Annotated in this window: 12 protein-coding genes; 6 read left to right on the top strand and 6 right to left on the bottom strand. The window is 55.3% G+C overall.

Annotated features, from left to right (window positions below; genetic code table 11):
* Positions 1–15 precede the first annotated feature (15 nt).
* The gene (treF, locus tag J9880_RS22100) at positions 16–1,686 is read left to right on the top strand and encodes an alpha,alpha-trehalase TreF (protein ID WP_232770779.1); all 1,671 of its coding nucleotides are present in this window, start codon (positions 16–18) and stop codon (positions 1,684–1,686) included.
* A 147-nt stretch (positions 1,687–1,833) separates the two neighbouring features.
* On the opposite strand, the gene J9880_RS22095 is transcribed toward treF, so the two are convergent.
* The gene (locus tag J9880_RS22095) at positions 1,834–2,298 is read right to left on the bottom strand and encodes a GNAT family N-acetyltransferase (RefSeq protein ID WP_232770778.1); all 465 of its coding nucleotides are present in this window, start codon (positions 2,296–2,298) and stop codon (positions 1,834–1,836) included.
* A 159-nt stretch (positions 2,299–2,457) separates the two neighbouring features.
* Between J9880_RS22095 and J9880_RS22090 the strand changes: the two genes are divergently transcribed.
* The gene (locus J9880_RS22090; RefSeq protein WP_095925732.1) at positions 2,458–2,823 is read left to right on the top strand and encodes a YebG family protein; all 366 of its coding nucleotides are present in this window, start codon (positions 2,458–2,460) and stop codon (positions 2,821–2,823) included.
* 53 nt (positions 2,824–2,876) lie between these two features.
* Here J9880_RS22090 and J9880_RS22085 read toward each other — a convergent pair whose 3' ends face one another.
* From J9880_RS22085 to J9880_RS22065, 5 genes are all read right to left on the bottom strand, one after another.
* On the bottom strand, positions 2,877–3,509 hold the full coding sequence (locus tag J9880_RS22085) for a winged helix-turn-helix transcriptional regulator (protein ID WP_232770777.1): 633 nt from the start codon (positions 3,507–3,509) through the stop codon (positions 2,877–2,879).
* Between the two features lie 115 nt (positions 3,510–3,624).
* Positions 3,625–4,644: a fimbrial protein gene (locus J9880_RS22080; protein ID WP_332875568.1), complete on the bottom strand. Its 1,020-nt coding sequence runs from the start codon at positions 4,642–4,644 to the stop codon at positions 3,625–3,627.
* Positions 4,645–4,648: 4 nt separating this feature from the next.
* Entirely contained in the window at positions 4,649–7,243 is a 2,595-nt protein-coding gene (locus J9880_RS22075; RefSeq protein WP_232770776.1) for a fimbria/pilus outer membrane usher protein, read from the bottom strand.
* A gap of 57 nt (positions 7,244–7,300) precedes the next feature.
* Positions 7,301–7,978: a fimbrial biogenesis chaperone gene (locus J9880_RS22070; RefSeq protein WP_232770775.1), complete on the bottom strand. Its 678-nt coding sequence runs from the start codon at positions 7,976–7,978 to the stop codon at positions 7,301–7,303.
* Positions 7,979–8,061: 83 nt separating this feature from the next.
* Positions 8,062–8,589, bottom strand: coding sequence for a fimbrial protein (locus J9880_RS22065; RefSeq protein ID WP_095925727.1), 528 nt, complete (start codon positions 8,587–8,589; stop codon positions 8,062–8,064).
* 380 nt (positions 8,590–8,969) lie between these two features.
* Between J9880_RS22065 and J9880_RS22060 the strand changes: the two genes are divergently transcribed.
* From J9880_RS22060 to J9880_RS22045, 4 genes are all read left to right on the top strand, one after another.
* Positions 8,970–9,629 (top strand): winged helix-turn-helix transcriptional regulator, encoded by a 660-nt coding sequence (locus J9880_RS22060; RefSeq protein WP_133822291.1) that lies wholly within the window; start codon positions 8,970–8,972, stop codon positions 9,627–9,629.
* 48 nt (positions 9,630–9,677) lie between these two features.
* On the top strand, positions 9,678–11,069 hold the full coding sequence (locus J9880_RS22055; protein ID WP_232770774.1) for a M24 family metallopeptidase: 1,392 nt from the start codon (positions 9,678–9,680) through the stop codon (positions 11,067–11,069).
* Positions 11,070–11,197: 128 nt separating this feature from the next.
* Positions 11,198–11,623 (top strand): DUF2231 domain-containing protein, encoded by a 426-nt coding sequence (locus J9880_RS22050; protein ID WP_232770773.1) that lies wholly within the window; start codon positions 11,198–11,200, stop codon positions 11,621–11,623.
* Positions 11,624–11,634: 11 nt separating this feature from the next.
* Positions 11,635–12,939 carry a PQQ-dependent sugar dehydrogenase gene (locus J9880_RS22045; protein WP_232770772.1) on the top strand — a complete coding sequence of 435 codons (1,305 nt, stop codon included), beginning with the start codon at positions 11,635–11,637 and terminating at the stop codon, positions 12,937–12,939.
* The last annotated feature ends 33 nt before the right edge of the window (positions 12,940–12,972 follow it).

Genomic DNA, 12,972 nt, shown 5'->3' with positions numbered 1-12,972 from the left:
TGAGGCTTGCAGCATATGCAAAATGCAAACTACCAGACGAACGAAAACGCCGGGTTGGAAAACGATAAGTTTAACGGCGAAGAGTTTCGTTTGTGCGAACACGAGCCGATTGAACTGATCCTGGACCGCATGATGGATGCGGAACCGGAACCGGAGATGATCGAAGGGCTGCCGCCTTCCGATGCTCTCACGCCTGCTGACCGTTATATGGAACTGTTTACCAGTGTCCAGTCTTCCGGGCTGTTTGAGGACAGTAAAACCTTTCCCGACTGCCCGCCGAAGATGGATCCGCTGGATATCCTGTTGCGTTACCGCCGGATAAAAAACCATCCCGGCTTTAACCTGAAACGTTTTGTCGACGCCCATTTCTGGTTGCCGGAACATCACGGCGACGAATATGTGTCTGATCCCGGCGATTCGCTGAAAGAACACATCGACAAACTCTGGCCGGTGCTGACGCGCCAGCCGGAAGATCATGTGCCCTGGTCATCCCTGATGCCCCTGCCACAGGCGTATGTCGTGCCGGGCGGGCGTTTCAGCGAGACCTATTACTGGGATTCCTATTTCTCAATGCTCGGGCTGGCTGAAAGTGGCCGCAACGATCTGCTGCGCACCATGGCGGATAATTTCGCCTGGATTATCGAGATGTACGGCCACATCCCTAACGGTAACCGCACCTATTATCTCAGCCGCTCGCAGCCACCGGTGTTTGCGCTGATGGTGGAGCTGTTCGAGGAAGATGGCGTACGCGGGGCGAGGCGCTATCTCGATCACCTGAAAATGGAATATGAATTCTGGATGGACGGCGCAGAATCGCTTTCCCCCAATCAGGCTTACCGTCACGCGGTTTGTCTGCCGGATGGCACGCTGCTCAACCGTTACTGGGATGACAGGGATACGCCCCGCGATGAATCCTGGCGGGAAGATGTCGAAACCGCGAAACTGTCCAGCCGTCCGGCCAACGAGGTTTACCGTGATTTGCGTGCCGGTGCGGAATCCGGCTGGGATTACTCCTCACGCTGGCTGCGCGACGGCCATCGCCTCGCCAGTATCCGCACCACGCAATTTATCCCGGTCGATCTGAATGCTTTCCTCTACAAACTGGAAAGCGCCATCGCCAATATTTCCGGGCTGAAAGGCGACAGGGGCGTCGAGGCGCAGTTTCGCCGCAAAGCGGAAACCCGCCGTGAAGCCATCAACCGGTATCTGTGGGACGACAGCGAAGGGTGCTTCCGCGATTACGACTGGCATCGTCAGAAAATGGCGCTGTTTTCTGCGGCCAGCGTCGTACCGCTTTACGTCGGACTCGCCAGCCATTATCAGGCGGAACGGCTGGCAGAAGCCATTCGCAGCCGCTTACTCACACCGGGCGGGATCATGGCGACCGAGTATGAAACCGGCGAGCAGTGGGATAAACCTAACGGCTGGGCACCGCTGCAATGGATGGCGATCCAGGGCTTTAAACAATACGGCAACGATGCGCTGGGCGATCTCATCGCACGCAGCTGGCTGAAAACCGTGAATCAGTTCTATCAGCAGCACCACAAACTGATCGAGAAATACCATATTTCCGGCGGCGCACCGCGGGAAGGGGGCGGCGGGGAATATCCGCTTCAGGACGGCTTCGGCTGGACCAACGGCGTCGTCCGGCGGCTGATCGGGCTGTATGGCGAGAATTACGATTAATTAAGGGACTCTTTTTAATGCCCTTATGTTTTCCGTCATGAACCGGACGGGCGCTGGCGGTGTACCCTTGATCATTCCTGCGGCACATCGCTGCCGGATAAAGAATAAGGCTCCGAAAGGAGCCTTATTCTTTATCCGGCGTATGCTTTACACTTCTTTCTTCAAATGAATACCCGGTCGGGTGATGGCCCACGTATAGTTGGGTTCATTCACCGGCGTGTAGCCAAACTTCTCGTAAAGCCACGGCGCGGTCGAAGTGAACAGCGCCATGCGCCGCAGTTTTGCCGTCACCGGATGCGACTGTACGCACTCTATCAGCCACGCCCCCAGATTTTTCCCCTGATAATCTTCCAGCACATACACATCGCACAGGTACGCGAAGGTGGCATAATCGGTGATAAAGCGGGCGTAACCGATCTGTTTTCCGCCGTCGAACAAGCCGAAGTTCAGACTGTTTTCGGCACCTGCACGCACCGTTTGCTCGTCAATGCCCGGCGCCCAGGTGGAGCGGGTCAGATAGGCGTGAACCGCCGGAATATCCAGTTTCTCAATGTCCGTGGTGATCAGATAGCGGTCTTTGGTCCAGTTGCATACATCTTTCAGGTTTGTCACGGGATCCTCACAATAATGTTATAAAACAGGCTGTTTTCTACCTTAGCGGTTATCTGTGAGAAATTCACGCCTGCACCGGACTATAAAAAACAGTCAGGATGATGTATCCTGCACTGATTATTGGTATGCTGTATATAATTACAGTATAAGGAGCGAATCATGGCTGTTGAAACAAAATTTGTTGTCGTCAGAAAAGGTGAAGAGAAAATGACATTTGCCAATAAGAAAGAAGCGGACGCTTACGACAAAATGCTCGACATGGCAGATGCTTTCACGGAATGGCTGTTACAAAGCAATCTTGAAATGGATGAAGCGCTGGCCGAAAACATTGCGCTTCACCTTGCCGAGCAGAAAGACGCGGTTCAGCACATCCTGCGCACCAGCAAACTGCCGGAAACCGACACAGTACAACCTCCTGTTGCAGAAACCCCGGCGGCTGAGGAAGCAGAAAACGTGGCTTCTGAAGACGTTGTGGCTGAAGAAGCGGCACCGGCCAAAAAAGTGCGCGCCGTCAAAGCCGCGTAACGGTCAGCACAGCGCGCTTCACCGCGCGCTTTCTTCCTCACCGTATTGCCCGTTCAGTACTTCAGCGGCAGGCGGATCACTTCTTTCAGAATGCCGTTATCCAGCGTCACATATCCCCCCTGTTTCAGTTGCGACAGCACTTTCATGATCGTGCTGCGGGAAAGTTGCGTCTTGAGCTGAATATATTGAGCAGCAGGAATGTTTTCGCGAATTTCCGGCGGTTCACTGATCAGTTCCAGAAGCTGGTGCCGGAGAATTTCATAAGAGGTCGGGGCCATCAGCAGACTGCTTTTGACATACAGTTTCTGACTCATCCTCATCAGATGCCGCGTCATCAGTTCCCACAAATCCAGCCGCTCAATCACTTCGCGCATTTCTTTTACGGTGGCAATCGCAATTTCTGATTCGTCCTGTGCCTGAATAAACATACGGGATCCCGGCGGCACCGCGCCACCCAGACCGATAATGCCCGGAACGGAGAGGGTGCCGATCAGTACCGGCTCAGGGTTATGGAATATCTTGAACCAGCCTTTGCGGATGAAATAACAATAGACCTCCCCGTTTTCATGAAGATAAAAACGTGAGCCGGGAGGAACAGGTTTGAATTGAACACAGGGGCTGAGTTTCTCGAAAAGCTCGGCGGTGGCCTGATCGAGGGCATTGCCCGGGGCATTCTCAGCAGACATATTCATGTACCTGTGCAGAAGATAATGGCAGGGAATTGCTTTAAATTTAGCATAATTCCCTGCCACTATACGCAAAGAAACCCGGCTTCCCGGCAGGTAAAAATGTGAGTTTTCTTTACTGATAGGCCAGCGTGAACGTCGCGGTAGCATTGGCGATACCCGGCGTGACGGTGGCCGCTGACTGATAATAGCGGGCCGTGAACGGCACATTCAGCGTCGCGCCTGCGCTGGCGATCGCACCGACCGGGAAATAGCTGTCAAATACCACCGGCAAATTGTTGTACAACATCTGGATCCCCACGCCCCCCGCATTACCGGCCGACGGGGTTAAACCGATAACCCCGGCGGGCTTAGACGCATACACCGGCGATGACATCGACATGCTGACGTTAACCGGGGTATCGCAGGTGACCGGCACGGTGAACAGGGTTTGTGCTGAGGTTGAACCGACGCCCCGAAAGTCAGAAGCGGGGATCCGCCCGAGCCGCACGGGCACCGTGATGCCGGTCGTGCAGGCGACGCTTTTATAAATGATGTTCCCTGAGTAAGACACCGAACTGTCCGCATTACTCCCCAGACCGTAGCCGGTGTTGTACATACCAATCCCAAAGATAGTCTGTGCGCGCAGGAGCGAGCCGGAACCCACCGTGGCCGAGGTTTTAACTAATTCCAGCGTCATGTTGATGGAAAAGGTTTTCGCAGGCGTATTGGAGATATACCCCAGCGGGGTATTTCGCGTGTCACATCCGGCACCTCCGCCAGCCACCCGTTGCCTGGCACCGTTCACCAGCGCGATGCCGATCCCGCTGACGCCGGTGTTATACACACCCGGCATCCCGGCAACTTCAGTCCCTGAACCATAGTAACAGGTGATGATCACCGCCCCTTGCGGCACGCCGCTGATGGCGGCGCAGTTACCTGCAAAACTGAATGCCCTTTCGGTGCCGGGGATCACGGAGCCGACCGGCAATGTGGCATCCACGGCCACGGCGCTTAACGTCGCCTTCCCCGGAATATCGGGGGAACTGGTGCAACCCGAGTTAGCCGCCTGCGCCGCAGGCGAGAGAAAACACAGCCCCGACACCAGACCCGCCAGCAACAGGATCCTTTTCATCCATTTCGTTATCTTCATCATTCCCTCACTGACAAGGCACGTTCAGCATCTGAACGCCCGCGCTGTCGGTCGTTGGTTTTGTCAGGCTAAATCTGACCTGACAATGTTCACCCGCATTTTTGCCCCACTGCACATTCAGCAGGCCGCTGTCTGCCAGTCCGGTCAGGTACACCTGACCGCCGTCGCCGACGATAAAGCCCTGCACGCTGGCCTGTGCCGGATCGTCCACCGTCGCACCGAAAGGTACCGGCGCGCCGCCTGCGCGCAGTAACGTCATCAGCACACGCTGACCGACGTGAGTGTCGAAACTGGCCCTGACCACCGCGCCACGGGTCGGCACCACGTTCTGACTGGTGAGCGTCAGTTCGACGTCTTCCGGCAGCGTTTCGGTGTTCAGCTGCACCTGATTTTGCCGGTAAGGCGTGGTGTAAGGCAGGATGGCGTAACCGCGCCAGTCGGTTTTCACCCCGGTCTGATTACTGATACCCACGCCTTTCGCGCCCGGCGCTTCGACCAGTGCGACGGTTTCGCCCATCGGCTGACCGAAGGTAACCCCCTGCTGATGAGCCACAATGCCGCCCTGCAAACCGTAATTCAGCCGTTTGCTGTTCTGGTCATAGCCGTAACCGGCACTGACTTCGCCGTAGGTGCCGCGATAATCGGCGTTCATATTGCCGCTGTTGCCGGTCCCGCCGGTGCCGTAGCCTTCCTGTACGGACCAGCTGAGATTGTTATCCGCCAGTGCCGTCCCGCTCAGGCCCGCGCTGTGTGAGGTGTTGCCCTGCTGGCTGGTATTGACGTTATAAGTGGCGTAGGTATTGCCCGTGACACCGCCGAGCGGCACGCTGAGGTTGAATCCGAAGACCTGATCTTTGTTGTAGATCCGCCCGTTGCTGGCGTGATATCCGCTGTTGCCGCTGTCGCCTGACGTGGAATTGATGTTGTAGCTGTAGCTCAGCCCGTAGCTGATACCGTGCCAGCCATTGTTATAGCCGATGCCGACAGAGCGCAGTGTGCGGCTGCTGTTCCAGTAATCCTGACTGACCCAGCTCAGGGACACGGATCCCCCGTCTTCCCACAGGTTCTGACTCAGGGTCATCTCGCTGCGGTTGCGGCGGCGTTCTGTCTGTACCGTCAGCGGTGTCTCACGCCAGGTGTCGAGCGTTTCCTGCAGGCTGTAATAGCCGTCAGTCGAATAGCGGTAACCGGCGATCGCAAAGTTGGTGCCGGTCTGCACGATGTTTTTGCTGTAGCGCACCCGCCATGACTGTCCGGTTTCCTGTGAGGTGTTTTGCAGGGCCGAACGCGCGACGGTGGCGTCTGCGGAAAGGGCGCCCAGATCCCCCAGATTTTTCCCCAGCCCGAGCGCGAGGGACTGATAGTGACCGGCATATTGCCCGCCGCCGTACGCCGTGAACCCCTGCGGTAAACCATAAATCACCGTGCCCTGCATAAAGGACGAACGTTCGACGCTGTTGTCATAAGCGCGGTACTGGCCGCCGGTCAGGCTGTATTTCAGCCGTCCTTCACGTTGCAGAACGGGGAGCGAGGCAAAAGGCACGGCAAAAATCTGCTCGCTGCCATCGGCTTCTTTGATGGTGACGATCAAATCGCCGGAGCCGCCCGTCGGGAACATGTCGGTGATTTCAAACGCGCCCGGTGCCACATAGCGCTGATCGATGACATAGCCGTTCTGGCGGATAATCACCTGAGCGTTGGTGCGCGCGATACCGCGAACCACCGGCGCATAGCCTTTCAGGCTGTCCGGCACCATGTCATCGTCGGAAGCCAGTTGCGCGCCGCGAAACGGCACGCTGTCAAACACATCGGCGGGCGAGGTGCTGTCGCCCAGCACCATCAGGCTTTTGAGCGCAATAATGCTGCGCGATGCGTAGGTGTAAACCGTGTCCCACTTATCCTGACCGCTGCTGTCGCGGTTCCAGGTGGTGTAATTACGCAAACGCCACGGACCAGCGTTGATGCCGGGACGCAGGTTGGCGTATTGCGACTGCCCGTCAGTGGCGTGATTTCCCCGCCCGCTGCTGGCAGCACCGCTCAGGTTGTAGTTGAGTAAAAACACCGGAATACCGTTGTCCCACTGACTTTCCGCCACATATCCCCGGGCTTTTTGCGCGATGGCAATCTGCGGCACGCTGAGAAGAAGTTGCTGTGCGCTGAAACGAAATTCGGCACTGGCCTGCGGGATGGCACGCAGATCGGCACATTGCGCGCTGTGTTCGCCCAGCGCCGGATACAGATCGGTTTTGACGCCCATCTCACTGAGTTGCGCGACACTCAGGCAGGGCTGCAGGCTTTCCTGACCCTGAGCATCTTTACGCATGGAAAACGTCACGTCGCGGGTGTCCTGCTGCTGGTTATTAAGATAAATATCCACGCGGTACACCCCCGGCAACTGGCCGGTGTCTTGTTCGAACACCGTCAGATCCGTGGTTCCCTGACCGGGATTGTCTCTTTCCAGCAACGCCGGATTGAAATAATCACTGGCATAAGCAGGTAATGATGAGCTGCCGAGCAGCGTCAGTTGCCCGGCGATGAAACAGGCCAGACGGCTGAAACGCCGGCATGGCTGGCACAGACTCCGTTTATTTTGGCTCTTCATGATTTCCACATCCCTGTTTTCAACATTTGCCCAGTGGGGTATCCCACGCCGTTTGACTTACAACGCTTTGCTGTGTGCCACGCCGATAGCGCCGTAATCACTGATAATTTTCCAGCTCACGGTGTTACCGCCCGCGCCTGCTGGCAGGGCAAAACTGGCGGTGGTTCCCGGCGCGACATACGTCACCTCTTTCAGCGCCTGTCCGCCAAGGCGGATTTCCATAAAATTCATGTAGAAAGGTGTCGGGTTGCTCACCTGCAACAGATTGCCGCTGCGCTGCCAGCACAGCTGGTCGGTCAGATCTTCCGGCACGCCGTTCAGCCCTTGCGGACGGTAAATCAGCTTGATGCGCGTTTTGACCGCAATCTGCAGGGTGTTCTGGCTGTGATCTTTTTCCGCTGAAGGAATGGCTTTGATGTTCAGCCAGAACAGCGATTCTTTATCTGCGGGCAGATTTCCACCGGCCCGCACCACGCGCAGCACATTGGTCTGGCCGTTACCTAAACGGAACAGCGGCGGCGTGATCACAAAGGGGGCTTTCTCAGCGCCGCCGCTGACCGTCTCCGTCCAGCTCTGGACCAGATAAGGCTGCGTGTCCGGATTGCTGACGCTCAGTGAAGACTCCTTTTTATTGCCGTCATAAATCAGGCGTGTACCGCCCACGACCACACCGGCCTGTGCGGAGACAGCGGACAGCAGTAATGCCGCCAGCAAGGTGGCAGGGATGATGTTCATTGGTTAACTCCGAAAACAGAAAGAAGGCTGGCAAAGACATTGCCAGCCGGATTAACAGGCTTTACCCGTCGGGAAAGCGGAAATTAGTTGTAGGTGACCGAGAAGTTGGCCGCCGCGTTGGCCGGACCGGCATTAACGGTAGAAGACGTGGCGATGTAGCGTGCGACGAACTCCAGGTTGTTATCTTGCGCGGTGGTCAGTGCATAAGCCTGAGAATCTGTGAACAGCGGCAGCACGTTATCAGACGCATCAGAAATCTGAATGCCTACGCCGGTGGCGACGCCAGATTGTGGCGTCAGTGCCAGTACACCGGTATTACCCTGAACGTTGGTGCCATCAAATTTGACGGACGCGGTGCTGACTGTCGCCGGACAGTTTTTCAGTTGCAGCACGAATTTCGTCGCCGCAGCGGTAGAGCCTGCACCGGTAAATTCGGTTTTCGCCACACTGCCCATATTGACGTTCAGCGGATTGGAAGGCGTGTTCACGATGTCACAACCCGCATCAATGATTTCACCCGTAAAATTAACCTGTCCACCTGCTGCTAAAACGGAAGAAGCAGAAAACACAGCGGTCATAGCAACAGCAGCAGCAATAAGATTCTTTTTCATAACAATTCCTTGAGTAAAACTATTCCGACGCCGGGCGTAATGAATATTCGTTATTGATGAATAACGATTTCACGCGACCGGAATGTCCATGAGTAAATGACGTTCTGATGGGCAACAGGAGGCCGTCAATCGCAGCGTAAAATATGAATCAGGATATTAATAATCTCTCTTTTCATAAAATCACGGCCGGGATCAATTTTCGTGGCGTTTATTGCTTACGACAATTCTGATATAAACAGGCTTACTGATTCAAGGGAATTATGAGTGTAATTTTACACCGACAAACGACTTTATAACCTTTCTGTAATTCGCATAATCCACGCAGAAATTACCGGTCATCCAGCGCCGGCCGGTAACATTATTTCGTGGAGAGCAACAGAATGCATGACGGGAAAAAGCCTTTCTTTACAGACAACTGTAACGTAAGAGATAAAAAACCGATCGGTGACATCGATATACTGATGAAAAACCTGAATCCGTTTTCTAACAAATTAGAAACAAAAGACGGCCAGTTACTTAACTACACGTCAGGCGGTGAACGACATTGCTTCTTATTACACAAAGGCACCGTTTTGCTTTACCGTAAAATTGACGGCATGGTGTTAAACTCGGAATCCGCCCCTTATGTATTTGGGTTGAGCACGCAACTCACTGAACCGGATTATTTATTTATCCGCATCCATGAATCCTCCGAGGTCAGTTATCTTCCCCTTGAAGAAGCCAATAAAATCATTGAGCGGGAAAATTTATGGAAAAGTCTGGCGCATCTCTTAATTTTTACCGCAACGCGGGTTTATGACCATTGCGCAAAAATTTCGGCATTATCTTCCTACGAGATAATCTGTTATCAGCTTTATGAACTGATGTATGAGACGGAAGAAATAAGAGAGAATATCAGCACAGTGTCTTATGTCATGAACCGGACGTTTTTATCACGCAGCAGTATTATGAAAATTCTGGCGCAACTGAAAACCGGCGGTTATATCACGATGGAAAAGGGCATTCTAAAAGCGATTAATCATATTCCTTCAAGGTACTGAGCGAACGGGGCATAATCGGCTTTTCTCTGTCATGCAAAAGGAAAGGCCATGAAACCAGAACTTCCGTATTCGCTGCAAACCCTCCCGGCTCCGGCCGTCTGGCATCAGGTTGCATCGCCGGTGTTGTCAGATGACACCCTGCGTTTACGTTTACAGCAGGTGCTTGCCGCCATGAAACGCCTGAGTCTGGACCATCTGGTGATTTATGCCGATAAGGAACACGGTGGCAATTTTGAATACCTCGCCGGATTTATCCCGCGTTTTGAAGAAGCCTTACTGGTGGTGCGTGCCACGGGCGAACTGACCTACATCATGGGCAACGAAAACCTGAAACTGGTGCCGCATGCCCGCAACCCCGGCAAATGTCTGCATGCGCCGGTATTTTCCCTGCCAAACCAGCCGATGCAATCTCATCAGCCTTTGCACGAATTGCTGAAAAGCGCCGGAATAGCGCCTGCGCAACAGACGGGCATCGCGGGCTGGAAACTCTTCCGCTGCGATCCGGCCACGGATAAATTCACCTTCGATGTGCCCGCGTTTGTGCTGGACGCCGTCCGCACCGCCGCCGGACATGACGCGGTTATTAACGCCACCGGCCTGTTTATTTCCCCTGAAAGCGGCACACGGCGGATTAACAACGCCAATGAAGTGGCGTTTTACGAGTACGGCGCGAATCTGGCCTCCACCCGCGTACTGACGGCGCTGGATGCCATTGAACCGGGGAAAACTGAAAAACAGATCGGCCAGTTGCTGGCAGGGGACGGGCAGCAAAACACGGTGGTGATGATTGCCGCCACCGGTGACCGTTTTGCCCATGCGACGCTTTATCCTTCCGATAAAATCATACGCGAGGGGGATAAATTTTCCCTGACCGTCGGCTACAAAGGCGGACTGACCAGCCGTTCGGCCTATGTCGTGGCGAATGAAGCGGCGTTACCGCCAGCCGTCTCGGACTGGCTGGCGCGGGTCGCGATGCCGTATTACCACACCGTGGTGACCTGGCTGGAAACGCTGCGGATCGGCATGACCGGCGGTGAGCTTTACCGGCGGGTCGAAGAAACGCTGCCACAACGTGATTTCCACTGGCATCTCAATCCCGGTCATCTGGTGGCCGATGAAGAATGGCTGTGCTCACCGGTTTATGACGGTTCGGCCATCCCGCTGGAAAGCGGCATGCTTTTCCAGATCGACATTATTCCGTCGGTCGCCGGTTATGGCGGCAGCAGTATTGAGGATACGGTGGCACTGGCGGACAGCACGCTGCGCCGGGAACTGGCAACCCGCTTCCCGGATGTCTGGCAGCGTATGCTGACACGTAAGAAATACCTGACAAATGTGCTGAACCTTCGCCTTTCCGACGACGTGATTTTGCTGTCAAACACCGTCGGTTATCTGCGGCCTTTCCTGCTCGATAAGGCACGGGCGCTGGTGAAGCAATAACCCTGAGGTGCAAAAAAACCGCAATTACTCCGTCACAATTCATCATATTTACTAATCTATTACAGGTACGCCGGAGGGTTGCCGTGCTTTTCCTGCGCGGTAACCGTGGATAAGTAAAGGAGACGGACATGCAAACGCACCCGATTTCAGAGCGCCGGGGAGCTGCAGTGGCGCTGTACGAACTGTTAAATCCCATTCCTGTTGGTTTTTTTGTCGCGGCCTGGATCTTCGACATTCTGTATATGAAAACCTTTATCAACATGTGGACGGATGCCGCCAGCTGGCTGATTGTGCTGGGGCTGATCATTGCCATCATTCCCCGCCTGATCAATCTGTTTCAGGTCTGGGTCGGCAGCCGCTACCGCCACAACCCGCCGGTCAGACTGCACTTCTGGCTGAATCTTGTCGCCATCGTGCTGGCCATCTTTAATGCCTTCATCCACAGCCGCGATGCTTACGCCGTGGTGCCTGCGAGCGTCATTCTGTCGACGCTGACGGTGGTGCTTCTGCTGCTGGCCAACGTTCAGCTCGCGTTATGCGACCGCACAGCATAAGGAGACATGCGATGAAAAATCACCAACGGGCATTGCTCGCCCTGACGCTCGCCGCGCTGCTGAGCAGTTGCGATGACAGTTCACAAATCGATCCGAAAAAACAAACCGGCGCAAACCCTGAGCTGCCGAAAGCACAAAACTTCCTGATGCCGCCGATGAAAGTGCCGGAAGGTGTGCCATGGAAAACCGGCGAAATGCCGAAAGTGGCGGAAGGGTTGAAGATCGAGAAAATCGCCGATGGTCTGAAACACCCGCGTCAGGTCTATGTGCTGCCGAATAACGACGTGCTGGTGGCGGAATCCAACGGTCCGGCGAAAAAACCGATTTTCCGGCCGAAAGAGTTAATCATGGGGCTGGTGCAGAAATCGTCCGGCAAAGGCGGTGAGGGCGGCAACAGCATCACGCTGCTGCGCAATGTCGGCGGCAAATGGGAGAAACACCCGTTTATCGCCAGCGTGAACTCGCCATTCGGCATGCAGCTGACCGGCAATACGCTGTGGGTCGCCAGTGCGGACAGCCTGATTAAATACCCGTACCAGACCGGCGAAACGCAGATCACCGCGCCGGGCGAAGTGGTGACCCCGCTGCCGGGCGGGCCGATCAATCATCACTGGACCAAATCCCTGCTGGCCAGCCCGGACGGTAGCAAGCTGTATGTCGGCGTCGGCTCCAACAGTAACATCACCGAAAACGGCATCGGGGCGGAAGACCACCGCGCCGCAGTGCTGGAAGTCGATGCCGCCACCGGTGCCAGCCGGATTTATGCCAGCGGGTTGCGCAATCCGACCGGTCTGCAATGGGAGCCGCAGAGCGGGAAATTGTGGGCGGTGGTGAATGAGCGCGATGAAATCGGCTCAGATCTGGTGCCGGATTACATGACCTCGGTGCAGGAACAGGGTTTCTACGGCTGGCCTTACAGCTATTACGGTCAGCATGTGGATGAACGCGTTAAACCCCCGCGTCCGGATCTGGTGCAAAAAGCCATCAAACCCGATTACGCCATCAGTTCGCACGTCGCGCCGCTCGGGTTGCTGTTCTATACCGGCGATGACATGCCGCAATACCGCGGCGGTGCCTTCGTCAGTGAACACGGCAGCTGGAACCGCAAACCGCTGAACGGGTATCAGGTGATGTGGGTGAAATTCGAAAACGGCAAACCGGTGGGACTGCCGCAGCCTGTCGTTACCGGCTTCCTGACGGATGATCAGAAACAGGTGCGTGGCCTGCCGGTCGGGCTGGCGATGGATAAACAGGGGGGCGTGCTGATTGCCGATGACGCCGGAAACACCCTTTGGCGCGTCAGTAAGGCGCAATAAAATCCTGCTCAGGAATGCGGGCAGGGAAGCCCG

The organism is Rahnella victoriana (assembly GCF_021276285.1).
GTDB lineage: Bacteria > Pseudomonadota > Gammaproteobacteria > Enterobacterales > Enterobacteriaceae > Rahnella > Rahnella victoriana.
The sequence above is the reverse complement of the archived record's forward strand: the minus strand, read 5'-3'. Positions and strand labels throughout refer to the sequence as shown.